The following is a 25,523-nucleotide window of genomic DNA, read 5'->3' as shown; positions in this document are numbered from 1 at the left end:
CCCGCAGGCTGCGGCCCTTGGCAAACATAAAATCTAACCGTAGGATTAAAAAGTACTTTCTGCGTTTTACCTTATACCGAAGTACGGGTAAAAGTTGCGGACCCGGGAATGTGCGATTTCCCGATCCGACGGAAGTCGGGAACGGGGAATCGCATTCCCGGCGACTTTTTTGTCTCCTTTTTTGGTCGCGCAAAAAAGGAGATGCCCCGCCGGCATGAGGCGTATATAAAAACAAGTGCCCCCGCGGCATGAGCGGGCGACGAAAGAACAAACGCCCGCCCGCTGACACGCACAGTACGGCTATCCGAAATCCGGACACTTAGGGAGACTGTAACCGAGGATAATTACGATCCGGCCGATGCGCCCGGCAACGTCCTTTTGCGGACAGCGCTGCCCCGCGACACCGACCCCATGAAATAAACAATATATCAAAATCATGAAAAGCGTAAACGTACAGATCGATAAGATCTTCGCTCCGGCCTCCGCCGTGACCGCCGCCGACATCGAAGCCCTGAAACCCGAAATCGAAGCCGCCCACGCCCTGCTCCACAACGGCAAAGGCAAAGGGAACGACTTCCTCGGCTGGGTGAATCTCCCCTCGTCCGTCACCGCTGCCGAATTGGACAAAATCGAAGCCGCCGCCCGGACCCTGCGCGACGAAGCCGACATCGTGATCGCCATCGGCATCGGCGGGTCTTACTTAGGCGCCAAAGCCGTGCTCGAAGCGCTGAGCGGCTCGTTCGACCACCTCTCCGCGCCCCGTAAAGGGACGAACCCGAAAGTCCTGTTCGCCGGGCAGAACATCAGCGAAGACTATACGTGGGAACTGATGCAGGCCGTCAAAGACTACGACATCGCCGCCATCGTCATCTCCAAATCGGGAACCACCACCGAACCGGCCATCGCCTTCCGTATCGTCCGCGACGAGATCGAACGCCGTTACGGCAAAGCGGGAGCCGCACGGCGTATCGCGGCCGTAACCGACAGCGCGAAAGGGGCGCTGCGCACGCTGGCCGATACCGAAGGTTACCCGACTTTCGTCATCCCGGACGACGTGGGGGGACGCTACTCGGTGCTGACGCCCGTCGGGCTGCTGCCGCTGGCCGTAGCCGGGGTGGACATCCGCGCGCTGGTGGCCGGAGCCGCCGAAATGGAAAAATTCACCGCCGAGGCCCCGTTCTCCGAAAATCCCGCCATGCAGTATGCCGCTGCGCGGACGGCGCTCTACCGGTCTGGCAAGAAGATCGAAATCCTGGCTTCCTATGAGCCGAAGTTGCAGAATATCGGCGAATGGTGGAAACAGCTCTACGGCGAGAGCGAGGGCAAGGAGGGCAAAGGCATATTCCCGGCTTCCGTGACCCTTACGGCCGACCTGCACTCGATGGGACAATATATCCAGCAGGGCGAACGGACGATATTCGAGACGGTGATCCGCGTGGCGGAGCCGGCCCATACGTTCCGGATCGAGTCCGACAGGGAAAACCTCGACGGTCTGAATTTCCTGGCCGGGAAACGCATCGGCGAGGTCAATCAGATGGCTATCCTGGGAACGATGCTGGCCCATGTGGACGGCGGGGTGCCCAATATCGCCGTCGAGCTGCCCCGCATCGACGCCCATACGGTGGGGGCGTTGCTCTATATGTTCGAAAAAGCCTGCGGCATCAGCGGCTATGCGCTGGGTGTCAATCCGTTCGACCAGCCGGGCGTAGAGGCATACAAGAAAAACATGTTCGCGCTGCTCGGTAAACCGGGTTACGAGCAGGAGGGCGAGGAACTGCGCAAACGGTTATAACAGACTCTTATCCAAGAAGCGAGGCGGCTCCCCTTTTAGGGGAAGCCGCCTCATTTCATCTGTCGGCCGCGCCCTATTGCCGACGCTTATCGCATATGGGTCGGATATATGTACGGCTTCCATTGACCTATATGCCTGTTTTTAGCTTACCTTGGCCTGTCCCCTTTCGGGGAAGCTCCCGATCCGATATTCCGTCCGGCACCCGAACCGAGTTAAAAGTACCCTATTCTACGCAGACTGCAGCTTTCGGCAAACAAACGTACGGTTAATTATCCGCGTAGCGGTCAGCCCGGAGCCACCCCCGGCGAAGGGCTGCAACCTGCGGTTTTGCCCTCGCTGGCCCCGGGCTTTAGCCTGTATTAAAAGTAGGTTTAATGTACTGTCTGTCGCCGACGGGCGTTTGTTTTTTCACCCGCTCATGCCGCGGGGGTACCGGTTTCTCCGGACGCCTCATGCCGGCGGGGCATCTCCTTTTTTGTACGACCAAAAAAGGAGACAAAAAAATCGCCGGGAATGCGATTCCCCGTTCCCGACTCCCGTCGAATCGGGAAATCGCACATTCCCGGGTCTGCAGCCTTTACCCATACTTCGGTACCAAATATAAGAAGCCGGGCGTACTTCGTTAAACCTACGGTTAAAATATAAGTTCCGCGTCAGCGGGCGGGCCGGACGCCTCCCCACGGGAGGCCCGCAATCCTCGTAAACTCGGAGCGGTCTCCCGGGCGTCCGACTCGAATGAAAAATTAACCGTACGTTTTAGTTCAGTTTCCGTGTCGGCAGCCAGCCCGGGGCCATCCCCCGGCACCGCTTCTCCGGTCGGGAGATCCGCACGCCGGGTTGCGGCTATCCATGCCTTTGGGAGGCTGCGGCCCGTTGAAAACGACGGCAGACCTCTGTTTTATACGGTATATCTGATTTTCAAATCATTCCGCCTTATGTCCCCGTTCAGGCGACCGCGCCGCTTCGGAAACAGGGCCGGCAGAGGAGGGCATTACCCGGATCGGATATGCTTACCTATAAATAAAATTGCTTACCTTTGTCCCTTAAAATGCGGGGACAGCGAATCCCGCGACCGACAAGAACCATTGAATACGAATGAACGATAAAACCAGAACCCTGACCGACGCCATCGTGCGCGCCATGCAGGATAAGAAAGCCGCCCGTATCGTGAGCCTCGACCTCGGTTCCCTCGACGGGAGCATCTGCGACACCTTCGTCATCTGCAACGCCGATTCCACCACTCAGGTAGCCGCCATCGCCGCCGGCGTGGAAGAAGGCACCGTGAAAGAGCTGGGCGAGAAGCCGTGGCGCGTGCAGGGACTCGACAACGCCCTGTGGGTCGCTATGGACTACGGCGACGTGATGGTGCACGTTTTCCAGACCGAGATGCGCGACTTCTACCGCCTCGAAGAACTCTGGGCCGACGCTCCCGCCACCGAATATACCAGCGAATACTAAATATCCGTTATTCATAGCGAGCTGCCCGGACAAAACCGGGGCCGACAAGACATATGGCAAACGACAAACGCAATACCCTGCGCCCCAGATTCAATATCTATTGGATGTGGGGCATCATCATAGCCGTCATCCTGGGGTGGGCCTACCTCGGCGGAGGCGGCCAGCAGAGCAAAATCAACTGGGACGTGCTGCGCGACACCCTGCTGCCCGCCGGGCACGTGCAGCGGGTGCAGGTGCTGAACCGGGAAGTGGCCCAGGTCTATCTGGAACCTCAGTCCGTATCTTATTATAAGAATCAGGAACGTTACCGGTACATTCCAGACCAGGGTCCCCAATTCTTTTTCAACATCGGCTCGCTCGAAAAATTCGAGAACGACTACCAGGCCGCCCGCGACAGCATCGAACGCACCGCCGCCGGAGGGGGAGTCGCCGTGCCCGCGCTGACTTTCGAGAATGAAAGTTCCGGGTGGATGACCATGTTCTGGCAGATCTTTCCGTTCCTGCTGATCGTCGTCTTCTGGATCATCATCATGCGGCGCATGAACGGCGCCGGCGGGGGCGGAGCCGGAGGCGGGGGCGGCGTGTTCAGCGTCGGCAAAGCCAAAGCGCGGCTATTCGACAAGGATAACGACCAGAAAGTCACTTTCAAGGACGTCGCCGGGCTGGAAGAGGCCAAGGTCGAAGTGATGGAAGTGGTCGATTTCCTGCGCAACCCCGGCAAATACAGCGAATTGGGCGGCAAGATACCGAAAGGAGCTTTGCTCGTAGGGCCTCCGGGGACCGGTAAAACGTTATTGGCGAAAGCTGTCGCCGGCGAAGCCAACGTCCCGTTCTTCTCCATCAGCGGTTCCGACTTCGTGGAGATGTTCGTCGGCGTCGGTGCCTCGCGCGTGCGCGACCTCTTCAAACAGGCCAAAGACAAAGCCCCCTGCATCGTCTTCATCGACGAGATCGACGCCATCGGCCGCGCCCGTTCCAAGAACAGCGGCTGGTCGTCCAACGACGAACGGGAAAATACCCTGAACCAGCTCCTGACCGAGATGGACGGCTTCGGCACCAATGCCGGCGTCATCGTCCTGGCCGCCACCAACCGCGCCGACATCCTCGACAAAGCCCTGCTGCGTGCCGGCCGCTTCGACCGCCAGATCGAGGTCGGGCTGCCCGACATCAAGGAACGCGCCGAGATCTTCGCCGTGCACCTTAAAAAACTGAAACTCGACCCGAAGCTCGATACCGATTTCCTGGCCCGCCAGACCCCCGGCTTCTCCGGTGCCGACATCGCCAACGTCTGCAACGAAGCGGCCCTGATCGCAGCCCGTAAAAACAAGAATCAGGTCGAACGGCAGGACTTCATGGACGCCATCGACCGGATCATCGGCGGGCTGGAGCGCAAAAACAAGATCATCACCGACGCCGAGAAACGTACCATCGCTTTCCACGAAGCGGGCCATGCCACCGTCAGCTGGATGCTCAAGTGGGCCAACCCGCTGCTCAAGGTGACCATCATCCCCCGCGGCAAAGCGCTGGGCGCCGCCTGGTACCTGCCCGACGAAAGGCAGATCACCACCCGCGAGCAGATGATCCACGAGATGGCCGCCCTGCTCGGCGGCCGCGCGTCGGAAGAGCTGACTTTCGGCGAAATCTCCTCCGGCGCTCTGAACGACCTCGAACGCACCACCAAACAGGCTTACGCGATGGTGGCCTATTACGGGATGAGCGGCGCGATCGGCAACCGCAGTTTCTACGACAGCACCGGCCAGAGCGAAATGATGTTCGGCAAACCGTACAGCGACGAGACCGCCCGACTGATCGACCGGGAGGTGAATGCCCTGATCGAAGAGTGCTACGTGTTGGCCAAAAAGATATTGTCCGAGCATGCCGACGGGCTGCGCCGGCTCGCCGAACTGCTGCTCGAACGCGAAGTGATTTTCACCGAAGACCTCGAACAGATCTTCGGCAAACGGCAGGCCGGAGCACGCAACCCGCTGGAGACCGGCGATTCCGCCCGCGAGGGGAACGGAACGGGCGACGGCGCAGAGGGGCGTGGCGGACGCGTGGCGTCGCTGCCCGACGCCGTGGACGAAACGAGGCAGGAGGCGGAACCCGCTTCGGACATGAACCGCCCGGAAGGGGAATAGCTCGAACGGACATGAAAGCGAACTCACTTCTCATACGCGCACTGAGCGGCACCGTGCTCGTGTTGCTGGTGGTCGGCATGACCCTGGCGTGGTACGACCCCGCCACGGGCGTGCCGGGCCGGACATTCTACCTGTTGTGGAGCGTCGTGGGCCTGCTGACTCTGTGGGAATACGGCCGGTTGCTGGGCGCCCGTCTGAAAACGCGTTCCGCGGGCGGACGGGCGGCGTGGTATCTGCTGGGGGGCGCGTACATTGCGCAGGCTTTCGTGCTGATCCAGCTGATGGACGCCATGCTCGTGGTCACCCTGATGACCGTCGTGTGGATGTCCGATACCGGCGCTTACCTCGTCGGCAGTACCGTCGGGCGACATAAGATGGCCCCCGTCGTTTCGCCCAAGAAGACTTGGGAGGGCTTCGCCGGCGGGATGCTTTTCGCCGTGGGCGTTTCTCTGGTCTGGTACTCGCTTTATTGGGGCGGGCAGTACGACGGGGCGATCGCCACATGGGGGGCGGCGGCTTACGATAGCCATCTCGTCGGTGCGCTGAAATGGGTCGGGTTCGGCATTGTCGTCGGGCTGGCCGCGACCGTGGGCGACCTCGTCGAGTCGAAGTTCAAACGGACGATCGACGTCAAGGATTCCGGCGGCATCATACCCGGCCACGGCGGGATGCTCGACCGTTTCGACGCCTTGCTGCTGGCCGTGCCTGTAGCGTGGGGCTACCTGTTGCTGACCGCTCTGACGGAGTAACGGGGGCCGGAGGGGAGGATAACCGGAAACGGGGGCGGATAAGCGGCAGCAGGGGGGAACGGAGCCGGGGGCCGAGGGAATGGAGCCGGGGCGGGCGGAAAGGCCGGAAGGAACGGCACGGGGCGGGACCGGGGAACCGGAAGACTGGGGAGAGAACCAAAACCGAAACAACGAACAGAACGACATAACCGAACCGATGCGAAGATATTTACACCGTGAAGGCCGCCGGATCATCACGACCAGTGCACTCATCGCTCTGGTGGCCGCTGTGGCCGCCGTACGTTTTCTCCCCTTGTGGCTGAGTATCGCCATCGTCGCGGTCGTATTGCTGCATGTGCTTTTCGTGTGCCGGTTTTTCCGCGTTCCCGTGCGAAGCGCGCCGGCCGAAGTGGCAGACGATTCCCGCGCGGTGCTGGCCCCGGCCGACGGCACCGTCGTGGCTATCGAGGAGGTCTATGAAGACGAGATACTCTCCGAAAAAAGGATACAAGTATCCATCTTCATGTCTATCTGGAACATCCATATCAACTGGTACCCGGTATCGGGGCTGGTCGAGTATTTCCGGCACCACCAGGGCAAGTTTCTGGTGGCGTGGCATCCCAAATCCTCCACCGACAACGAACGTACCACTACCGTGGTACGAACGCCCGCCGGCCACCGGATCCTGTTCCGGCAGATCGCCGGTTTCGTCGCCCGCCGGATCGTCAGCTATTCGCATGACGGGTTGGAGGCCGAACGCGGCCGCGAATGCGGATTTATCAAGTTCGGCTCGCGGGTGGACGTATTCCTGCCGTTGGGGAGCGAGGTCTGCGTGGAGATGGGCGAAAAGACCACGGGAATGCGGACGCTGATCGCCCGGCTGCCGCACGTTCCGGCGGGAACGGAATAACCGGCCGGGAGAGAACCGGTCGCACGGACAAATAACTATACGTTTAAATCAAGGTTCCGCGTCAGCGGGCGGGCCGGACGCCTCCCCACGGGAGGCCCGCAATTCGCCGCTCTACGCGCCGAAAGTTGCGACCGCTCCCGGGCGTCCGACCCGAATGAAAAATAACCCTACGGTTAAATTATATGTTATAGCCCGGGGCCAGCGAGGGCAAAACCGCAGGTTGCAGCCGTTAACTTCGCTTCGTTCGTTTCCCTCCTCGCCGCTCGGCCATTCGTGCAACCGACGCTGCCGGTGAGAGCAGTGCAAGCTGGCTTAGCACTGCCGAACGGCGAGGAGGAAAGCGAAGCCAACCCCGATGGCTCTCGCTGGCAGCGTCGGTTCGCCGGGGATGGGTTGCCGTTCCGGCTTCCTCCTGGCGCCTCGGCCATACGAACAAGTTCGATGGCGCTCGGCTGCTGCGTCGGTTCGGGCTGACCCCTACGCGGACAATTAGCCCTACAGTTAAATGGGAGGGACTTACTTTGCGACCTTTGGGTCGCGCGGGCCGCAGCCTCTCGCAGCGGAGGCCCGCAACACCAATCGCGGGAGCGATTGGTGCGTCCCCCGCAGGCTGCGACCCATTACAAAGAATCGTACGATTAATCGGTTCCTGCTCCAGCGGGCGGGCGGACGTCCCGTAGCGGATGCAAGTTTTTCTCCGGTCAGATTCGCGAAGGAACCGGCGCTCGTCACGCCCCTGTATTGAGAAAAAACGCCGAGAACGAAAAAACGTCTGAGAGTTGCTGAAATTATTACTATTTCTCAAGCGGATCCACTACGTGCTCCTGTTCATCGCCCTGGAGACGATAGCCATCGGTGTATTCCTGCACGGCAACATCTATCAGAAAGCCAGAATCGCCGGCGCTTCCGACCGCCTCGTCAGCGGTATTTACGATAAAATCGCCGACGTACGCGGTTATTTCGGCCTGCGTGCCGAAAACGACCGTCTGGTCGCCGAAAACGCCCGGTTGAAAAGCCAGCTGAGCGCCCGGCTGTATGCTGACAGCCTTCCCGCCCGGGCCGACTCCTCCACCGGATTGCAATATTACCAGTACCAGCCCGCCCGCGTCGTGCGCAACAGCATCGGCAAACGACAGAACTACCTGACCGTGGACCGCGGTAAGCTCGACGGCATCGAACCCGAAATGGCCCTGGTCAGCGACGACGGCATCGTCGGTTACGTCATCCACTGTTCCGACCACTTCGCCGTCGCCGTTTCGATCCTCAATACCGAAGAGTTCCGCACCAGCGGTTGCATCAAAGGGAGCGACTTCGCCGGTTCGATCTACTGGGACGGACTCAGCCACCGCGAAGTAGTTCTCGACGAAATACCCAAATACGCCGAGATGAAAGTCGGCGACACCGTAGTGACGACCCATTATTCGTACATATTCCCGCCCGAACTGCCGATCGGCACCGTCGCGAGCTTCGAAATGGTGAACGGCACCTTTTATAAAGTCCGCGTCAGGTTGTTCGCCGACCTGGCCCGAATCCGGTACCTTTACGCTGTCCGTTACCTCGAACAGGAAGAACGCCGCGCCCTGGAAAGCACCGTGGGGAACGCCGAAGTCGGCGCATTGCAGGAAGGAGGCCGCCCGTGATACGTTTTCTCGAATACCTGGCGGTTTTTCTGCTGCTCGTCGTGTTGCAGGAGTTCGTTTTCGACAATATCAACCTCGGCGGCGTGGTGAATCCGTACATATACATCATGTTCATCATCATGCTGCCGCTCGACACGCCGGGTTGGCTGCTGCTCCTGCTCGGTTTCGGGACGGGGGCCGCTGTCGATTTCATGTCCGGCACCCCCGGTCTGCAAGCCGTTTCGTCCACATGGCTCGCTTTCGTGCGGCCGGCCGTCGTGGGGTTGCTGTTGGGCAAAGACCTCGTGTACGAAGGCGGCATACCCACCGCTGGCAGGGTAGGTACGGGAAAATTCCTGAGGTATGCGGCCGTGATGGTATTGCTGTTCAACATCCCGTTTTTTATTCTCGAAGATTTGTCCGGCGGGGGATGGATCATCGCTTTGCGCATCGTGCTCAGCTCGGTTTTCAGCGTCGGAATCATCTATTTCCTGCACCTGCCTTTCGTACACACGCAACTGAAAGTATAGGCCGACGGCGCATGGCAAAAGGCGGAGAATAGCGGTATCGGTACGGCAGAACGTTTCGGACGCTTTGCCCGTTCGGGAATTTCGCCTTTTTCGTGCCGGAAGTTGCGACCGCTTCCGGGCGTCCGACCCGAATGAAAAATAACCGCACCTTTAGTTTACAGGCTGTACCCCGAAGTCAAGATCAACCAGGTTTCGCGAGTTTCAACCTGTACCGGAGGCGCCACCGCTACGCGGATAAATAACTGTACGATTCGGACAGATTTTCCGTACCAGCGGGCGGTCCGTTCCGGTTCCCGTTCCGTTTTTCCCGCCGGAGGGTTATCTTTGCAGCCTGAGCAAACCATCTCCGCATGTCCGTTTTATCCGAATCTTACGCCAGGGCGCTGGCGGGCGAAGCGCTCTCCTTCCGCGAAGCGGCCGCACTCTGGCACGAGGCGCCGCTGGCCGAACTGATGGCCGCCGCGGACGATGTCCGCCGGCGGCTGCATCCCGGCGATACCGTCACCTGGCAGATCGACCGCAACGTGAACATCACCAACGTCTGTGTCAGCGGTTGCAAATTCTGCAACTTCCACTGCCGGCTGGCCGACCGGGAACGCGCTTACGTCACCTCGATGGAAGAATACCGGCGGAAAATCCGCGAGATGCTCGACCTGGGCGGCGAACAGCTGCTGTTGCAGGGCGGCCTGCATCCGCGACTCGACCTGAAGTGGTACGAAGAGCTGTTCCGGCAGCTCAAGAGCGAGTTCCCGAACGTGAAACTGCATGCGCTGGGGCCGCCCGAAATCGCGCATATCGCACGTATATCGGGTTTTACGGCGGATGCGGAAGGGTATCGGACCGTACTGGAACGGCTGCAAAAGGTGGGCCTGGATTCGTTGCCCGGCGCAGGCGCGGAAATTCTGGACAACGACATCCGGAAACGCATCTCGCCCGGCAAATGCTCGGCGGACACGTGGCTGGAGGTGATGCGGACAGCGCACCGGATGGGGCTTTGCACCTCGGCGACGATGATGTACGGCCATGTCGAACGACCTGAGCACCGCATCCTGCACCTGCTGAAAATACGCGACCTGCAATCGCTCCGGCCGGAAGGGACGCCCGGTTTTCTGGCTTTCATCGCCTGGCCCTACCAGGGACGCGGCACCGCGCTGGAACGCGAAGAGAGGCTTCCGGGCGGTGCCGACACGGCCGAGTTTCTACGGATGATCGCCCTGAGCCGACTGGTACTGAACAACGTTCCGAACATCCAGGCGTCGTGGCTGACGACGGGCATCGCGGCGGGCCAGATGGCCCTGCACGGGGGAGCGAACGACATGGGTTCGATCATGATCGAAGAAAACGTGGTGAGCTCGACCGGTTTCGAAGGCCGCACGACGATCGACGCGGAACGGATGCAGGAGGCGATCCGCGCGGCAGGCTTCACTCCGGCGCTGAGGAACCAGCGGTACGAACTGTTGTAACGCACGGTGCCCGACTGTCCGCGGAGACCGTTTCCTCCGGCTCCGGAGACAGCCGCGCCCGGCCGCTCGGAACCCGGTCCTCCGGAGGCGGTCGGGGCATATCCCGCCGGCGTACCGGTTCCTGACGGCCGATATTCCTCCGGAGCCGGGGCGGTTTCGGGGAAAAAGTGTTACCTTTACCTTTGAAAATGTCCCCAATGCCACATCCCCGGATACACAGGAATTCCGTCTGCGCCGTCGTCGGCTACGGGAGCTGGGCTACCGCCATCGTCAAGATCCTGCTCGAAAACGGCAGCATCGTGCGTTGGCACGTCCGCAATCCCGAAGTCAAAGCCCACCTCGCCGCCCACCGCACCAATCCCAAATATCTCAGCCAGGTGCATTTCCCGGCCGATCGGCTGACCGTTACGGACGACATCGGCTCGGCCGTGCGGGACAGCGACGTGATTATTTTCGCCGTGCCTTCGGCTTTCCTGGGACTTACCCTCGAACCGCTCGACCGCGGCGCTCTCGACGGCAAATTCATCGTCTCGGCCATCAAGGGCATCGTGCCCGACGGCTATGTGACCGTCGCCGAATGGTTCAACCGGCGGTACGGCGTGCCGTTCGACCGTATCGGGATCGTCACCGGCCCGTGCCATGCCGAAGAGGTGGCCCTCGAACGGCTCTCGTATCTCACCATGGTCTGCAAGGATCCCGCAACGGCAGAGTTGCTGGGCGACAAGTTCGCCAACGACTATATCCGCGTCTGCTTCTCGACCGACATTTACGGGGCGGAGTACGCCGCGGTGCTCAAGAATATCTATGCCATCGCGGTAGGGATCGCCCACGGGCTGGGATACGGCGACAATTTTCTCGCGGTGCTGATCTCGAACGCGGCGCTGGAGATGGAACATTTCCTGACCGAAACGTTCGCAGCCGAACGGAACGTCTGCCGTTCGGCCTATCTGGGCGACCTGTTGGTGACCTGCTATTCGCAGTTCAGCCGCAACCGCACGTTCGGGGTGATGATCGGCAAAGGGTATTCGGTGAAAAACGCCCAGATGGAGATGAATATGGTGGCGGAGGGCTATTACGCGGCCGACTGCATCCACCGGCTCCGCGCCCGGTTCGGGATCGAGATGCCCATCGCCGAAGCTGTGTACGGCGTGCTGTACGAACGGCGCAGCCCTGCGGCGCAGCTGAAAAACATTCTGGACCGACTGGCATAAAAGGACGCTGCGGGGACGTTCGGGAGACGCGGGGCGCAGGAGCAAAGACGACGGGACTGGGAGCAACGCGTGTATCGGGACGTTTTGCGATATATTCGTACAACCGAATATTTTGTCCCGGTTTCGCGTCGTCCCGCCGGGCATCGCCGCCGGCGGGACGACGCGAAACCGGCGAATAGCAGGAAAGAAAACGGTAGGGCTAAAAATAAATTTCCGCGCCAACAGTCGGGCCGCAGCTTTCCGCAGCGAAGGCCTGCAATTGTGCTACGCTCATTTCAGCTCCGCTGACTTCGGTCATAAATTTAACCGTATTTTTAATGGTAAGTATATACGACTTGATCCTATATTATATACATGCTTGATTTTCAGCATATTTTGACCTGCGCCACCCCCTTAAGCAGAGAAAGCCCCGGTCCCCTGTGCCGAGCGGCACCGCAGGGCCGGTTAGGGAGATCGTTATCCGATTTTGGGTAAAGTCGTATATACTTACCTTTTTAATTTGCAGTTTCAAGCCCGGAGCCAGCGAGGGCAATACCGAGCCTTTCAGTCGTTAATTTCGCTTCGCTCGTTTCCCTTCTCGCCGCTCGGCCATTCGTGCAACCGACGCTGCCGGTGAGAGCAGCGCAAGCCGGCTTAAGCACTGCCGAACGGCGAGGAGGAAGGCGAAGCCGACCCCGATGGCCCTCGCCGGCAGCGTCGGTTCGCCGGGGATGGCTCCGGGCTACCCGCTACGCGGATAAATAACCGTACGGTAAAAATTCAAGTGCCGCGTAACGGGCGGGCGGCATCGGAACCGATATGCCGCAGGGCATCCCCGATTTCCACGGGCGGGAACCATGCAGGCGTAAGCGGAAAACACGCAGGGCGGGTACCGCAGCGCCCTCCCTGCCGACATTGCGGGAAATGCCGGAGCAAAATGCCGATAGGGACACCGCAAGTCCCCGGCTTAAAACAGCAGATCATGAACCAGACCGACGACATACGACTGGCCGAACGGCTTCGCGCCTCCGATCCCGGAGAGCGCGAAGCCGCTTTCGTACAGCTCGTGGACCGGTACAGCCAACGTATCTACTGGACCGTCCGTAAGATCGTCGTCAGCCATCACGACGCCGATGACGTCGTGCAGAACGTGTTCCTGAAAGTATGGCATTCCGCTTCCGCCTTTCGTGGCGAATCCGGGCTTTTCACTTGGATTTACCGCATTGCCGTCAATGAGTCGTTGAGCCTCGTCCGCAGCCGTCGCGTCGGTCTTTTCAGTTCGTTAGACGACGGCGGCGCCTCGTTCGACCGGATCGTCAGCAGCGAAGGTCTGTTCGACGGCGACGCCGCCGAGCGTGCCCTGGCCCGCGCCGTCGGCCGGCTGCCCGCCCGGCAACGAGCCGTATTTACCCTCCGTTATTGGGACCAGATGCCCTACGAGCAAATGTCCGTCGTGCTCGACACCTCGGTCGGCTCCCTGAAAGCCTCGTACCACCATGCCGCCGCCAAAGTGGAGCAGTGGGTACGCCGCGACGTGTCCGGAGCCGACTTCACCGTCTGCGACGAATCCGACGACCCAGCCGTTCCTGTTCATTCCTGTCCGGATCCCGTATCGGCAGGCGGGACGGTCCGCTCCGGCAACGGCACGGGAAACTGTGAAGAAACTGCGAAAAAATAGTGCATCCCGGTTAAACCATTTTCCGTTCCGTGCATCCAACAGACAAAGGGAACCGGACCCGTATCATACAGAGAAAGGAGGCCAGTTATGGAAACACCCGAAAACCTCAGATACAGCAATCCCTACCGCGTGCCCGACGGCTACTTCGCCGCCCTGCGCGGCAGTTTGCGCGAAGCTGTCTCCGCTGCGCCGGTGCGGCCCGGTTTATGGCAGCGTGTCAAAGGGATCGCCGGCCTTTCGGCCGCATTCGGATGTCTGGTGCTGCTGGCGACGACGGGTTATTATTTCACCGGTTACAAGGCCCAGCAGCGCGAACGGTTCGCCGCACAGGAGGAAAGCGTCGAAATGTTTCTGGCTTATCACCTCTATGACGAAGATCTGGAGGAACTCGACGAATACGCTTACGAAGATTCCGCGACGCAGGCCGAAGACCTGACTCTTTTTACGGACGCGGTAACCGACTACCTCGACACGTACGGTTACGGCAGCGACCTGCTGGCCGCCCTGACCGGGATCGATACTTACTGGTAAAAATACCGATACTATCCACGACACGACCATGAAACGACACATCCGCCGGAGCCTCCGGATCATCCTCTTCGCAGCGGGCCTGCTGTCCATCTCCCTGACGGGCGCATTCGCCTCCGTCCCCGACGGGCCGGAAGGGCCTCACGGGCACGGGGACGAAATCCGTAATATGAAAATCGCTTTTTTCACCGATGCCCTGCAACTGACGCCCGAACAGTCGGAAAAATTCTGGCCCGTTTACAACGCTTATTGGAACGCGCGGCGCGAAGTGGGGAAGAAACGGCGCGAAGTATATAAAATCATCCGCGAGGGCAGGGCAGGGGAGCAACAGTTTAAAGACCTGCTGGGGATAATGGACGCCGAACGGAAAGTCACGTCCGATTATATCGCCAGGTTCCGCCAGATATTGCCTGCAGCCAAGGCTGCCAAAGTATTCGTGGCCGACGAAGATTTCAAAAACTTCCTGATTCGCAAGGCCGCTTCCGGCGGCCCCAGGAAATAAGAGGGGCGATTGTGCGCAGCCTCTCGCTGCGCAACGCCGTCCAATAGATCCCGTCGTCGGAACTCTCCAAACTCAAATATGGAAAGGGTTGTAACCGCGGAACAGATCCGAAAGCGGCGACCGCCCGTATCTGCTCCGCGGACAAAGAGCGTTTACGGGGGCCAGCGATGCCGGTATCCGGAACTGGGAGAAGGGCGAGCCTTTGATACGGATCAGGCCGAGTTTTTCGTCGTTGTATTCCCGTTTGGCTTCATTGAGAATGCCCCGCAGGTAATCCATGTACAGCGACACGCCGCGCCCTTTGACGGGTTTGCCGCTGTTGTCGCGTCGCAATCATTCGGCTCATTCGCCCAGCAGCCGCGCTGTGACGGCGGAGATGTCCAGCGGGCCGCCGGCGAATCGCTCCAGCGAATTCAGGGTGATGCGGTAGTCGGCTTGCGATTCGGTGCTTTTGCGTTCGGTCACCTGCCGCCCGTAGGCGATCACGTCGAGCGAGAAGCTACCGTCGCTCTCCAGATCGCGTTTCACGAACGCGGCCACTTTGTCCACGCTCATGCCGGAAGCCCGGCTGGCGATCTTTGCGAAAGAATCGCGGTATTCCTGTTCTATATTGGCATGTTTCACCCGCAACGCGGTATTACGAGATTCCAGCTTTTTGTTGAATCCGGATTTCGGCTCGAAATGGGCGTGGAGATATAACGTACTTTGTGGTTATGGATGATTCGATTTTGGTGTTGTAGGTGCCGTCGCGTTTCAGGTGGTGGGGCGGGATGTTGATACGGAAAGTGGTCATGGGTTGTGAAAGATTTGTGAAACATTCCGTTGCAAACTTGGCCGTTTTGAAGGATTTCGCACAAAAAAGAACTGCGCGGTCCTGCAAGACAATACGACCGCCGGTTTGCGGTACGCCGCATTTTATTCTACCCCTCAATGATTCTATCACTCTCTGTCCATCGGTAAGCGAGGTGTCAATTCCGGCAGCAAAGTGCACGGATATATTTCATTTTCCCACATTCGTACATGATAAATTCTACGGGCACGTATATTATACATCGAACGGGAATAACGCCAGCATAATACGGCCTGTTCATAACATGAAGCAGCCTCCCGACTTTGGTCCCGACGGGCATAGCATTCTCCTAAATAATAAGCTGCAAGAGGATCGTTCATGTCCAACAGCCGTGCTTTCCGCAAACAGGACATAGAGAATGAGTCGTCGCATCCGGTACGACTAATAAGCCCTAAAGTCATCCAGGCCCGATTCAATCCGGGATAATTGTCCACAACCTCATGAAGCATCGCCCGGGTTTCCGTCGTATCTCCAAGCCACAACGTCAAATCATTTGACGCTCCAAAATTTCATCCAAACGGAACCAATACTCCGGGCTGACTTGCAAAAGCGCTTTTTGCTGCAAATAAGTCGCCAACCAACCGAACCCGGCTAAACCAGAACAAAAAGAGGCAAGAATCCGGCCTGTTGCAATTCTGGTTTCAATCGCTTCCAAATACTGCTCGACTTTCTGCAGATAACGATCGTCTTTATTCCATAAATACATCTGCGCCAACAGCAACGCGGTTCCACAATCACCCGTATAGAGACCGATCTGTCCACTTTCACCAGGTTCGGAATGCAGAAAATATTCACATAAGAATATCAACGTACTGTGCACGGAATTTCTCAATTCCGCGTCTGGTATCCTTATATAATTGTCTATCTGTTGGTTGCAATTCCTGTATATCCCTTTTGTATCCCATACCTCCGTAAACAGATCAATCCCGTATCGGTCATAATCTTCTCTGGTTATTCGGCGTTCCAACAGCATGGAACTGGAATGAACCTGCATTGCGGGAATGCGTCCCGTATTTTCCCACTGCAGATCTTTCATCCGAAACATACGAATCTCCCGATAAGCTCCTAATGCGGAATTCGGGGGCAGATAGTACGTATCTTCCGAACCGGTCAGAATATAATCGTACGCCACCGCTCGTGTTCGATCATCCCGTAAATGTTCCTGGGCCGTCTCTATAAACTGGGGTACAAAACGTTCATTGCTTTGTATGAAAAAACTCCACTCTACATTTAGTAACGACGCTATATCGAACATGATCCGTTTCCCTGCGCATTCCTTTTCTCCATTCCGGATCTGAATATAGGCAATCAATTTACCGAAACGAAAATACTCTTCATCAACCGGATCCGAAGTCCGGTCCCACACGATAAGTTTGTCGCAAAACGAATCAACCGAAGCAAAAAACGAATCCAAATCAGCACCCCACCCATGCTCACAAAGCATAATTACTTGTCCGTGCTCTTCCAGCTGGCTCTCGTCGGCTAAATACCGGATGTCAATATCCGGATGGGCAGCCAAAACTGCATTTATACGCTCTGTGTACATCATAGAAAACACTGATGTTCCGTTTTGATTCTTCCCATGCCGTGACCCGCCCCTTCAACAGCAGCACGAACGGCAGGCATGAGGCCTTTCTCGATACCACTATCGGTCCAATTCCGTTACTCGGACTTCAGCGATTCTACGGGATTTGCTTTGGCAGCTTTCCAACTTTGCAACCCCACCGTCAGCACGACGATGAGCAGGACGATGACTCCGGCCAATCCGAAGAACCAAGCATGCAAACCGACCTTGTACGGATAATTGCCAAGCCACCGGGACATATAATAGTACGCTATCGGAACCGCGATAAGGAATGCTATACCGACATAGAAAAGGTAACCCCGGATCAACAGATAAACCACTTGGCGAATCGTGGCTCCCTGAACTTTCCGAATACCTATTTCTTTCTTTCTCCGGACGTTGGAAATAATAATCAGACCGAACAACCCAAAGCAGGCAATGACAATCGAAAAGACGGTAAAGACTGAAAAGATCAGTTGGAATTTCATTTCGGACTGGTACATCTGATTCAGCATGGTATTCAGGAACACGAAATCCAGCGACCCCTGCGAGTTGAATTCCTTGTATATACGTTTCAATTCATCGACTATCCGAACCGCGTCATCCATAGAGGCGATGTCGAGACGCAAATTGATCACCCCGGCCTGAAGTCCTCCGAAGGTCATGAAAGCCGGTTCGATACTTTTATTCAGCAAGTCGTAATGAAAATCCTTGCAAACACCCACGATTTTGGACTCGGGCAGCGAGCCGTCCGGCCCGGGTTGTACGCCGCCTTTGGGCGTGATAGTCATCTCCAGCGGATGTTCGATGTCCAATGCCCGGACAGCCGTTTCGTTCACGACCACGGACCCCTTCTCATAAGAGCGGGGGACGCGTCCCTCGATAAGCTCGATCCCGAAAGTCTTGAAAAAAGCCGTATCCGTATAAATGTACTGTCCCCACAGTTCTTTCTCCTGCCCGCGGTAATTCCCCTGCAATTTTTCGCCTCCGTTCGCGCTGCCGCTGCCCAGAATCCCCGCTGTAAGACACATGCTCTTCACACCTGGAAGTGCAGCTATTTCCGAAAAAAAGGCCTGTTTTTGCCGGGAAATAGCTGCATCCATCCCTATACAAATGATCTGCTCCCGGTCGAATCCCGTATCTTTACGCCGCAAAGTTACTACAAAAAAGTGAAATGCGGAAAGATATAGTGATAGAATTGAGTTACAAGGGTTTTGGTTGAAGTGGCGATAATCCGTGAAGCCATTACAATCCCTGCCGAAGCCAAATCCTGACGCCGCTACGTTACTTGTTCGTAACCATGCCCGAAAATGCGACAAACGGGTACGAATAGCGAAACAAGGCTCTAAGGAATAGTGAGTTATCCATAACTCATGCGAAAAATCAGGTTACGGAAAAAGATTGCGCCGTTCCTCCCCGTTTTGCGTACCAACACCGGACTCTTCACCAACTAATTTTGAAACCCAAAAATTAAGGACAATGAAGAGTACATTTTCAGTAATCTACTACCTCAAGCGTCAGGTAGTGAAAAAGGACGGGACAGTTCCCGTCATGGGACGCATCACGGTGGACGGCAGCCAGACACAGTTCAGCTGCAAACTGACTGTCGATCCGAAACTGTGGGACACCAAAGGTGGACGTGTCACGGGCAGAAGCACGGCGGCACTCGAAACGAACCGTATGCTTGACAAGATGCGGGTACGCATCAACAGGCATTATCAGGAAATCATGGAGCGTGACAACTTCGTCACGGCGGAGAAGGTGAAGAACGCCTTTCTCGGACTGGAACACCGCTACCACACGCTGATGCAGGTGTTCCGCCAGCACAACGAGGACTACGAGAAGCAGGTGGAGGCAGGCATGAAAGCCAAAGGCACGCTGCTGAAGTACCGCACCGTTTACAAGCACATGCAAGAGTTCCTCGACATCCGCTACCATGTGAAGGACATCGCCCTAAAAGAGCTTACCCCGGCTTTCATCTCCGACTTCGAGATGTTCCTGCGCACGGACAAGCACTGCTGCACCAATACCGTGTGGCTGTACGTCTGCCCGTTACGGACGATGGTATTCATCGCCATCAACAACGAGTGGCTGACGCGCGACCCGTTCCGCGAGTATGAAATCAAGAAGGAGGAAACAACACGCAGTTTCCTGACCAAAGATGAGATCCGCCTGCTGATGGAGGGGAAACTGAAAAACGCCAAACAGGAATTGTACCGCGACCTCTACCTGTTCTGCGCCTTCACGGGGCTGTCGTTCGCGGATATGCGCAACCTTACGGAAGAGAATATCCGCACCTACTTCGACGAACACGAGTGGATAAACATCAACCGCCAGAAAACGGGCGTGGTGTCCAACATCCGCCTGCTCGACATCGCCAACCGCATAATCGGCAAATACCGGGGACTGTGCGGGGACGGCAGGATATTTCCCGTTCCGCATTATAACACGTGCCTTGCCGGTATCCGTGCCGTCGCCAAGCGTTGCGGCATCACCAAGCATATCACGTGGCATCAGAGCCGCCACACGGCAGCCACGACGATATTCCTCTCCAACGGTGTTCCCATCGAAACGGTCAGCTCCATGCTCGGACACAAGAGCATAAAGACGACGCAGATTTACGCAAAGATAACCAAAGAGAAGCTCAATCAGGACATGGAGAACCTTGCCGCAAGATTGAACGGCGTCGAGGAATTTGCAGGTTGCACCATCTAAAAAGAAAAGCCATGAAACGTGACACAATCATCATCGAGGACAAGGCAGTCAGCGTAACCGGTAACGACGTGTGGATGACCGCCACCGAAATAGCCGGATTGTTCCATACGACCGTCCCGGCAGTGAACGCCGCCATCAGAGCCGTCCGCAAGTCGGACGTGCTGAACGACTACGAGGTGTGCCGCTACATGCAGCTTGAAAACGGGCTGCACGCGGACGTGTACGCCCTTGAAATCATCATCCCGGTCGCTTTCAGGGTGAATACCTACAACACCCACCTGTTCCGCACATGGCTGGTGGGAAAGGCACTCTCACAAGAGAAACGGCAGACATACGTGATGTTCATACAGAACGGAAAAGCCGGGTATTGCTGATTGCACATACCCCATAAGACAAGTAAACGGGTAGCACCACAAAAGGTGTCACCCGTTTACTTTTTCATGAAACCGCCTCACTCCAGCGGCTTGCGGTAGTTCGCTTCCAGTACCCCGCGCAGCCCCGTTTCCGGGTAAAGCACCTTCCCTCCCAAAAGTATGAAGGGCAACACGCGGTTGTTGCGGTATTCCTGCAAGGTGCGCCGGCTCACACGGAGCAGTTCCGACACCTCGCCGTCCGTCAGGTAACGTTCCCCGTCCAGCGGAGGACGGTAGCTTTCCAGAAATGCGGACAGCCATTTCGAGCCTTTGCGCATATCCTGCACCACAGAGGCTATCGGCTCGTCTTCCATCGTAAAAACATCGTTGTTCTCGTTCATCATAACTTCGGATTCAGTGGGTGAATAAATCAAATCATCTGCCGTGCGGATAGAGCGTGCCGACAAGCGGTATCAGCCGCTTCACCTCCTCTGGCTTGTAATAGAACCTGCGGTTTATCTGCGAGTAGCCGATAAGCCGCCTGTCACGCAGCGTCTGCAACGTGCGCGGGCTTATTCTCAACTGCCCGCAGACCTCCTCGCCCGTGAGCCATCTTTCCATGCGCCCCGTGTCGCTTTTGCGCCTCAGGGCGGCGACCTTCTCCGAGAGTGCGCCGAATGCCGCCACCATCATCTCGAAAGTCTTTTTCTCGATAGATACTATTTCCATATTCATGTCATTTAGAGTTTGCCGCAAAGGTAACGAAACGGCATACAAGACGTATCGTTTTCCGCTGAAAGGCTGCCTGTTGCGCCGTTTGACCGGGTTACGGAGCCATCTTCCGCAAAAATCTTACGTGAGTCACGTAGTGAGTTGTTAAAGCCCCTTTTGTTTATTGCCGAATTTTGTCGCAGAAACAAAAAGAAAGGACTGAACATGAAAGTGATAACAATGGAAAGTTCCGCCTACAAGGAGATGATGGCGCAGATTGCGAACATCGCAGGGTACATCCGCGAGGCAAGGGACGAGAAGAAACGGAAGCGGGAAACCGAAGACAAGCTGCTTGACACGGCACAGGCGGCGAAGATGCTCAACGTGAGCAAGCGCACCATGCAGCGTATGCGCACCGACCACCGTATCGAGTATGTGGTGGTACGCGGAAGCTGCCGCTACCGCCTTTCCGAGATACTGCGGCTATTGGAGGACAACACAGTAAGGAACGAGGAAGGGACAATAGACACCCTGTTCCACAACCACACGCTGCGCACGGGCGGCAAACCAAAAGGAAGGAGGACATAGGTCATGGAACTGCTCACACGAAACAACTTCGAGGGCTGGATGCAGAAGCTGATGGAACGGCTCGACCGTCAGGACGAACTGCTGCTGGCGATGAAGGCTGAGGGGAAACAGCCCACTATCACGGAAAGCATCCGCCTTTTCGACAATCAGGATTTGTGCATGTTGCTCCAGATAAGCAAACGCACCCTCCAACGCTACCGCAGCGTAGGCGCATTGCCCTACAAGACGCTGGGCAAGAAGACCTATTACAGCGAGGAGGACGTGCTGACATTCCTTTCCAACCATATCAAGGACTTCAAAAAGGAAGATATAGCCTTCTACAAGGCTCGTATCCATAATTTCTTTCATAAATAACCCATTAAAACATTTTTCAGATGGCAAAGAAAAAAGACGAAAAGGACGTGCTGGTAGTCCGTGACGAGAAGACAGGCGAGATCAGCGTGGTAGCCGGGCTGAACGCGGACGGCACACCCAAGCGCACCCCCGCAAAAGCGGAGAACGCGCAGAGTTTCCTGCAATTCGACCGACATGGCGACGTGCTGGACAACTTCTTCAAGAACTTCTTCCGGCAGTGCAAGGAACCCAGCCGCTTCGGTTTCTACCGCATTGCGGCAGACCAAGCTGAAAATCTCTTAGAGGTGATGAAGCAACTGCTGAAAGACCCCGAAGCGAACAAGGAGCTGCTCGCCCCTCACAAGGTGGACACCTCCGACTATGAGAAGAAGGTGCAGGAAGAGATGGCAGCACAACAGACAGAGAAACAAGAACCTCAAAAACAGGAGAACATGGAACAACGGAAAGAACAGCAACAGGACAAATCCGAACAGATGCAGGGCAAACGTGGCTACCAGCCCATCGACGAGAGTAAAATCAACTGGCAGGAGCTGGAGGACAGATGGGGCGTAAAGCGGGACAACCTTGAAAAGTCCGGCGACCTTACGAAGATGCTCAACTATGGCAAGTCCGACTTGGTAAAGGTCAAACCGACCTTCGGCGGCGAATCATTCGAGCTGGACGCCCGCCTCTCCTTCAAGAAGGACGGTGAGGGAAACATCAGCCTCGTGCCGCACTTCATCCGCAAGGAGCAGAAGCTGGATGAGTACAAGGAACACAAATTCTCCGACAATGACCGGAAGAACCTCCGCGAAACGGGCAATCTCGGTAGGGTCGTGGACATTGTGGACAGGGAAACGGGCGAGATCATCCCCTCCTACATCAGCATCGACCGCAAGACGAATGAAATCACGGACATTCCGGCAAGCAGGGTGCGCATCCCGGAGCGCATCGGCAAGACGGAAATCACCACGCAGGAGCGGGACATGCTCCGCGCCGGACTGCCCGTACGCGACAAGCTCATCGAGCGCAACGACGGCAGAAAGTTCGTCACCACCCTGCAAGTGAACGTGGAGCAGCGCGGCGTGGAGTTCGTGCCGGGAACCGGCAAGTCGCCCCGTACCGCACAGACACAGGAAACCAAAGGCGACACATCGAAAAGTCAGGCGCAGGGCGGGGAAAATGCCGCACAGACCAAGAAGGAGCAACGCCGCAACACGTGGACGAACGAGGACGGCAGCATCCGCCCCATCAGCAAATGGAGCGGCGTGAGCTTCACCGACCAGCAGAAAGCCGACTATGTGGCGGGTAAAGCCGTGAAGCTGGAGAACGTGACCGACAAGCAGGGCTTCCATGCCACGATGTATATCAAGTTCAACCCGGAGAAGGGACGCCCGTACCGCTACGACACGAACCCTGACAATGCACAGCAGGTTGCTCCGTCCAACGAGAGCCGCACGCAGGTGGCGGTGAACAACGATGGCAAGACCAACGAGGCTACAAAGAATCTGAGAGAGCCGTTGCAGAAAGGTCAGACCAACCCGAAGGACGCCCGCCAGCAACAGCAGCAGGAGAAGCCGCAGAAGAAAACGGGCAAGGGCATGAAAATGTAATCCCGTGTCCGCCACTGAATCCAAAATAAAATCCAAAGTATCAACAAAAAAGAAGAAGACATGAAGACAATCATTGCAGAAAAGCCCTCCGTGGCACGTGAAATCGCCCGCATCGTGGGCGCGACAAAGAGAGAGGAAGGATATTTCGAGGGAGGCGGTTATGCCGTGACATGGGCATTCGGACACCTCGTTCAGCTTGCCATGCCCGACGGCTACGGCGTGCGCGGATTTGTCCGTGACAACCTCCCGATTATTCCCGACACATTCACGCTCGTCCCCCGTCAGGTCAGGACGGAGAAAGGTTACAAGCCCGACAGCGGCGTGGTGTCGCAGATAAAAGTCATCAAAAGACTGTTCGACACAAGCGAACATATCATCGTGGCGACCGATGCCGGACGCGAGGGAGAGCTTATCTTCCGCTACCTCTACCACTATACGGGTTGCACCACTCCTTTCGTGCGCCTGTGGATCAGCTCTCTCACCGACAAAGCTATCCGCGAGGGACTGCGGAAACTCGAAGACGGCAGCAAATACGACAACCTCTACCTCGCCGCCAAAGCGCGGAGCGAATCCGACTGGCTCGTGGGCATCAACGGCACACAGGCGTTATCCATCGCCGCCGGACACGGCACGTATTCCGTGGGGCGGGTGCAGACACCAACGTTGGCTATGGTATGTGAACGCTACTGGGAGAACCGCCGCTTTACGTCCGAAGCATTCTGGCAGCTCCATATCGCAACGGACGGTTGCGACGGCGAAGTCGTGAAATTCTCATCCTCCGAGAAATGGAAAGAGAAAGAACCGGCGATGGAACTATATAATAAGGTAAAGGCGGCAGGTTGCGCCACTGTCACGAAAGCCGAGCGCAAGGAGAAGACGGAGGAAACTCCCTTGCTCTACGACCTGACCACGCTCCAGAAAGAAGCCAACGCCAAGCACGGCTTCACGGCGGAACAGACGCTTGAAATCGCGCAGAAACTCTACGAAAAGAAGTTGATAACCTATCCGAGAACGGGAAGCCGCTACATCCCCGAAGACGTGTTTGCCGAAATTCCCAAACTGCTCGCTTTCATCGGCACACAGCCCGAATGGAAAGACAAGGTGCGGGCAAAAGCCGCCCCGACACGCCGCAGCGTGGACGACGGCAAGGTGACAGACCACCATGCCCTGCTCGTCACGGGTGAGAAACCGCTCTTCCTCTCCAAAGAGGACAATACCATCTATCAGATGATTGCCGGGCGCATGGTCGAGGCATTCTCTGAGAAATGCGTCAAGGATGTGACCACTGTCACGGCGGAATGTGCCGGAGTGGAGTTTACCGTAAAAGGCAGCGTCGTGAAGCAAACCGGATGGCGTGCCGTCTATGGCGAGGAAAAAGAGGAAATTACCATCCCCGGCTGGCAGGAAGGCGACACGCTGACACCGAAAGGCTCGTCCATTACCGAAGGAAAGACCAAACCCAAGCCGCTGCATACCGAAGCCACCCTGCTCTCGGCAATGGAAACGGCGGGCAAGGAAATTGAGGACGACGCACTGCGGCAGGCGATGAAGGACTGTGGCATCGGTACTCCCGCCACACGCGCCTCCATCATCGAAACGCTTTTCAAGCGCGGTTACATGGAACGCTGCAAGAAGTCGCTTGTTCCCACCGAAAAAGGACTTGCCCTCAATTCCGTCGTCAAGACGATGCGCATCGCCGATGTTGCCATGACGGGCGAATGGGAAAAGGAGCTGGCGCGTATCGAGCGCGGGGAACTGTCCGACGACACCTTCCGCAAGGAGATAGAGGCGTACACACGTGAGATAACCTCCGAACTGATCTCGTGCGACAAGCTCTTCGGCAGCCGTGACTCCGGCTGCGCGTGTCCCAAGTGTGGCACGGGCAGGATGCGGTTCTACGGCAAGGTGGTACGCTGCGACAACACGGAGTGCGGACTGCCCGTGTTCCGGCTGAAAGCGGGACGCACCCTGTCCGACGATGAAATCAAAGACCTGCTCACCGAAGGGCATACCAAGCTGCTCAAAGGGTTCAAGAGCAAACAGGGCAAGAGTTTCGATGCTGTTGTCGCCTTTGACGGGGAATATAACACGACTTTTGTGTTCCCGGAGGCTAAAAAGGACAAGAAATTTTCAGGACGGAAGAAATAGTATTAACTTTGCCACTTGTTCAGAGTAATGAATTGTTCTTCGATACCGGATTACACTCATACTTTGGATTTAGTGGTGGCACTCGGAGGGATACCGAGTGCCTTTTTCTTCC

Annotated in this window: 24 protein-coding genes; 18 read left to right on the top strand and 6 right to left on the bottom strand. The window is 57.0% G+C overall.

All coding sequences use genetic code 11. The annotated features are described in order from the left end of the window. Positions 1–436 precede the first annotated feature (436 nt). From RIKMI_RS0102730 to RIKMI_RS0102665, 12 genes are all read left to right on the top strand, one after another. Positions 437–1,792 carry a glucose-6-phosphate isomerase gene (locus RIKMI_RS0102730; RefSeq protein WP_027290327.1) on the top strand — a complete coding sequence of 452 codons (1,356 nt, stop codon included), beginning with the start codon at positions 437–439 and terminating at the stop codon, positions 1,790–1,792. 1,095 nt (positions 1,793–2,887) lie between these two features. After that, the gene (rsfS, locus tag RIKMI_RS0102720; RefSeq protein WP_027290326.1) at positions 2,888–3,250 is read left to right on the top strand and encodes a ribosome silencing factor; all 363 of its coding nucleotides are present in this window, start codon (positions 2,888–2,890) and stop codon (positions 3,248–3,250) included. A gap of 53 nt (positions 3,251–3,303) precedes the next feature. Then, a complete protein-coding gene (gene ftsH / locus RIKMI_RS0102715; protein ID WP_027290325.1) occupies positions 3,304–5,388 on the top strand; it encodes an ATP-dependent zinc metalloprotease FtsH in 2,085 nt (694 codons plus the stop codon). Between the two features lie 11 nt (positions 5,389–5,399). Next, the gene (locus tag RIKMI_RS12800; protein ID WP_051214271.1) at positions 5,400–6,137 is read left to right on the top strand and encodes a phosphatidate cytidylyltransferase; all 738 of its coding nucleotides are present in this window, start codon (positions 5,400–5,402) and stop codon (positions 6,135–6,137) included. A 196-nt stretch (positions 6,138–6,333) separates the two neighbouring features. Continuing rightward, positions 6,334–7,026 carry a phosphatidylserine decarboxylase family protein gene (locus tag RIKMI_RS0102705; RefSeq protein ID WP_027290324.1) on the top strand — a complete coding sequence of 231 codons (693 nt, stop codon included), beginning with the start codon at positions 6,334–6,336 and terminating at the stop codon, positions 7,024–7,026. A 779-nt stretch (positions 7,027–7,805) separates the two neighbouring features. Beyond that, positions 7,806–8,666, top strand: a complete 861-nt coding sequence (gene mreC, locus RIKMI_RS12795; RefSeq protein WP_051214269.1) for a rod shape-determining protein MreC — start codon at positions 7,806–7,808, stop codon at positions 8,664–8,666. After that, complete coding sequence (locus RIKMI_RS12790) at positions 8,663–9,175, top strand: hypothetical protein (protein ID WP_051214267.1); 513 nt, start codon at positions 8,663–8,665, stop codon at positions 9,173–9,175. The genes mreC and RIKMI_RS12790 overlap by 4 nt, the downstream gene beginning before the upstream one ends. Before the next feature lie 350 nt (positions 9,176–9,525). Continuing rightward, complete coding sequence (locus RIKMI_RS0102685) at positions 9,526–10,638, top strand: CofH family radical SAM protein (RefSeq protein ID WP_051214265.1); 1,113 nt, start codon at positions 9,526–9,528, stop codon at positions 10,636–10,638. Between the two features lie 197 nt (positions 10,639–10,835). Then, positions 10,836–11,849 (top strand): NAD(P)H-dependent glycerol-3-phosphate dehydrogenase, encoded by a 1,014-nt coding sequence (locus RIKMI_RS0102680; protein ID WP_037291393.1) that lies wholly within the window; start codon positions 10,836–10,838, stop codon positions 11,847–11,849. 961 nt (positions 11,850–12,810) lie between these two features. After that, complete coding sequence (locus RIKMI_RS12785) at positions 12,811–13,506, top strand: RNA polymerase sigma factor (protein ID WP_084135152.1); 696 nt, start codon at positions 12,811–12,813, stop codon at positions 13,504–13,506. A gap of 87 nt (positions 13,507–13,593) precedes the next feature. Next, entirely contained in the window at positions 13,594–14,037 is a 444-nt protein-coding gene (locus RIKMI_RS0102670; RefSeq protein ID WP_027290320.1) for a hypothetical protein, read from the top strand. A 28-nt stretch (positions 14,038–14,065) separates the two neighbouring features. Continuing rightward, positions 14,066–14,536 carry a periplasmic heavy metal sensor gene (locus RIKMI_RS0102665; protein WP_027290319.1) on the top strand — a complete coding sequence of 157 codons (471 nt, stop codon included), beginning with the start codon at positions 14,066–14,068 and terminating at the stop codon, positions 14,534–14,536. 72 nt (positions 14,537–14,608) lie between these two features. Here the strand turns inward: RIKMI_RS0102665 and RIKMI_RS12780 are convergent, their stop codons facing one another. The 4 genes from RIKMI_RS12780 to RIKMI_RS0102645 all read right to left on the bottom strand — a co-directional run bounded on the left by RIKMI_RS12780 (position 14,609) and on the right by RIKMI_RS0102645 (position 17,981). Continuing rightward, on the bottom strand, positions 14,609–14,869 hold the full coding sequence (locus tag RIKMI_RS12780) for a hypothetical protein (protein ID WP_037291392.1): 261 nt from the start codon (positions 14,867–14,869) through the stop codon (positions 14,609–14,611). Between the two features lie 9 nt (positions 14,870–14,878). Then, entirely contained in the window at positions 14,879–15,160 is a 282-nt protein-coding gene (locus RIKMI_RS0102655; protein WP_147288446.1) for a hypothetical protein, read from the bottom strand. Between the two features lie 710 nt (positions 15,161–15,870). Beyond that, entirely contained in the window at positions 15,871–16,935 is a 1,065-nt protein-coding gene (locus tag RIKMI_RS0102650; RefSeq protein ID WP_027290317.1) for a lanthionine synthetase LanC family protein, read from the bottom strand. Between the two features lie 113 nt (positions 16,936–17,048). Beyond that, positions 17,049–17,981 (bottom strand): ABC transporter permease, encoded by a 933-nt coding sequence (locus tag RIKMI_RS0102645; protein WP_027290316.1) that lies wholly within the window; start codon positions 17,979–17,981, stop codon positions 17,049–17,051. A 448-nt stretch (positions 17,982–18,429) separates the two neighbouring features. Between RIKMI_RS0102645 and RIKMI_RS0102640 the strand changes: the two genes are divergently transcribed. Beyond that, positions 18,430–19,665 carry a site-specific integrase gene (locus RIKMI_RS0102640; protein WP_004291422.1) on the top strand — a complete coding sequence of 412 codons (1,236 nt, stop codon included), beginning with the start codon at positions 18,430–18,432 and terminating at the stop codon, positions 19,663–19,665. Between the two features lie 11 nt (positions 19,666–19,676). Further along, entirely contained in the window at positions 19,677–20,039 is a 363-nt protein-coding gene (locus tag RIKMI_RS0102635; RefSeq protein WP_004291423.1) for a hypothetical protein, read from the top strand. A 77-nt stretch (positions 20,040–20,116) separates the two neighbouring features. Here the strand turns inward: RIKMI_RS0102635 and RIKMI_RS0102630 are convergent, their stop codons facing one another. After that, complete coding sequence (locus RIKMI_RS0102630; RefSeq protein ID WP_004291424.1) at positions 20,117–20,422, bottom strand: helix-turn-helix domain-containing protein; 306 nt, start codon at positions 20,420–20,422, stop codon at positions 20,117–20,119. 31 nt (positions 20,423–20,453) lie between these two features. After that, positions 20,454–20,753 (bottom strand): helix-turn-helix domain-containing protein, encoded by a 300-nt coding sequence (locus RIKMI_RS0102625; protein ID WP_004291426.1) that lies wholly within the window; start codon positions 20,751–20,753, stop codon positions 20,454–20,456. Between the two features lie 138 nt (positions 20,754–20,891). Here RIKMI_RS0102625 and RIKMI_RS0102620 point away from each other — a divergent pair, with 138 nt between their 5' ends. The 4 genes from RIKMI_RS0102620 to RIKMI_RS0102605 are packed head-to-tail and all read left to right on the top strand — an operon-like array spanning position 20,892 to position 25,411. Further along, on the top strand, positions 20,892–21,317 hold the full coding sequence (locus RIKMI_RS0102620) for a helix-turn-helix domain-containing protein (protein ID WP_004291432.1): 426 nt from the start codon (positions 20,892–20,894) through the stop codon (positions 21,315–21,317). Positions 21,318–21,320: 3 nt separating this feature from the next. Next, a complete protein-coding gene (locus RIKMI_RS0102615) occupies positions 21,321–21,671 on the top strand; it encodes a helix-turn-helix domain-containing protein (RefSeq protein WP_004291454.1) in 351 nt (116 codons plus the stop codon). Positions 21,672–21,691: 20 nt separating this feature from the next. Then, positions 21,692–23,263, top strand: a complete 1,572-nt coding sequence (locus tag RIKMI_RS0102610; RefSeq protein WP_004291455.1) for a DUF3945 domain-containing protein — start codon at positions 21,692–21,694, stop codon at positions 23,261–23,263. Between the two features lie 60 nt (positions 23,264–23,323). Continuing rightward, positions 23,324–25,411 (top strand): type IA DNA topoisomerase, encoded by a 2,088-nt coding sequence (locus RIKMI_RS0102605; RefSeq protein WP_004291456.1) that lies wholly within the window; start codon positions 23,324–23,326, stop codon positions 25,409–25,411. The last annotated feature ends 112 nt before the right edge of the window (positions 25,412–25,523 follow it).

Origin of the sequence: Rikenella microfusus DSM 15922 (genome assembly GCF_000427365.1) — a bacterium.
GTDB classification, from domain to species: Bacteria; Bacteroidota; Bacteroidia; order Bacteroidales; family Rikenellaceae; genus Rikenella; species Rikenella microfusus.
This window is presented reverse-complemented; position numbering and strand designations above follow the sequence as displayed.

What these genes read in the sequence shown, in the direction of transcription:
- RIKMI_RS0102730 (WP_027290327.1), top strand. Translation starts at nt 437, where the DNA reads ATGAAAAGCGTAAACGTACAGATCGATAAGATCTTCGCTCCGGCCTCC.
- rsfS (WP_027290326.1), top strand. Translation starts at nt 2,888, where the DNA reads ATGAACGATAAAACCAGAACCCTGACCGACGCCATCGTGCGCGCCATG.
- ftsH (WP_027290325.1), top strand. Translation starts at nt 3,304, where the DNA reads ATGGCAAACGACAAACGCAATACCCTGCGCCCCAGATTCAATATCTAT.
- RIKMI_RS12800 (WP_051214271.1), top strand. Translation starts at nt 5,400, where the DNA reads ATGAAAGCGAACTCACTTCTCATACGCGCACTGAGCGGCACCGTGCTC.
- RIKMI_RS0102705 (WP_027290324.1), top strand. Translation starts at nt 6,334, where the DNA reads ATGCGAAGATATTTACACCGTGAAGGCCGCCGGATCATCACGACCAGT.
- RIKMI_RS0102685 (WP_051214265.1), top strand. Translation starts at nt 9,526, where the DNA reads ATGTCCGTTTTATCCGAATCTTACGCCAGGGCGCTGGCGGGCGAAGCG.
- RIKMI_RS0102680 (WP_037291393.1), top strand. Translation starts at nt 10,836, where the DNA reads ATGCCACATCCCCGGATACACAGGAATTCCGTCTGCGCCGTCGTCGGC.
- RIKMI_RS12785 (WP_084135152.1), top strand. Translation starts at nt 12,811, where the DNA reads ATGAACCAGACCGACGACATACGACTGGCCGAACGGCTTCGCGCCTCC.
- RIKMI_RS0102670 (WP_027290320.1), top strand. Translation starts at nt 13,594, where the DNA reads ATGGAAACACCCGAAAACCTCAGATACAGCAATCCCTACCGCGTGCCC.
- RIKMI_RS0102665 (WP_027290319.1), top strand. Translation starts at nt 14,066, where the DNA reads ATGAAACGACACATCCGCCGGAGCCTCCGGATCATCCTCTTCGCAGCG.
- RIKMI_RS0102650 (WP_027290317.1), bottom strand. Translation starts at nt 16,935, where the DNA reads ATGATGTACACAGAGCGTATAAATGCAGTTTTGGCTGCCCATCCGGAT.
- RIKMI_RS0102645 (WP_027290316.1), bottom strand. Translation starts at nt 17,981, where the DNA reads ATGTGTCTTACAGCGGGGATTCTGGGCAGCGGCAGCGCGAACGGAGGC.
- RIKMI_RS0102640 (WP_004291422.1), top strand. Translation starts at nt 18,430, where the DNA reads ATGAAGAGTACATTTTCAGTAATCTACTACCTCAAGCGTCAGGTAGTG.
- RIKMI_RS0102635 (WP_004291423.1), top strand. Translation starts at nt 19,677, where the DNA reads ATGAAACGTGACACAATCATCATCGAGGACAAGGCAGTCAGCGTAACC.
- RIKMI_RS0102630 (WP_004291424.1), bottom strand. Translation starts at nt 20,422, where the DNA reads ATGATGAACGAGAACAACGATGTTTTTACGATGGAAGACGAGCCGATA.
- RIKMI_RS0102625 (WP_004291426.1), bottom strand. Translation starts at nt 20,753, where the DNA reads ATGAATATGGAAATAGTATCTATCGAGAAAAAGACTTTCGAGATGATG.
- RIKMI_RS0102615 (WP_004291454.1), top strand. Translation starts at nt 21,321, where the DNA reads ATGGAACTGCTCACACGAAACAACTTCGAGGGCTGGATGCAGAAGCTG.
- RIKMI_RS0102610 (WP_004291455.1), top strand. Translation starts at nt 21,692, where the DNA reads ATGGCAAAGAAAAAAGACGAAAAGGACGTGCTGGTAGTCCGTGACGAG.
- RIKMI_RS0102605 (WP_004291456.1), top strand. Translation starts at nt 23,324, where the DNA reads ATGAAGACAATCATTGCAGAAAAGCCCTCCGTGGCACGTGAAATCGCC.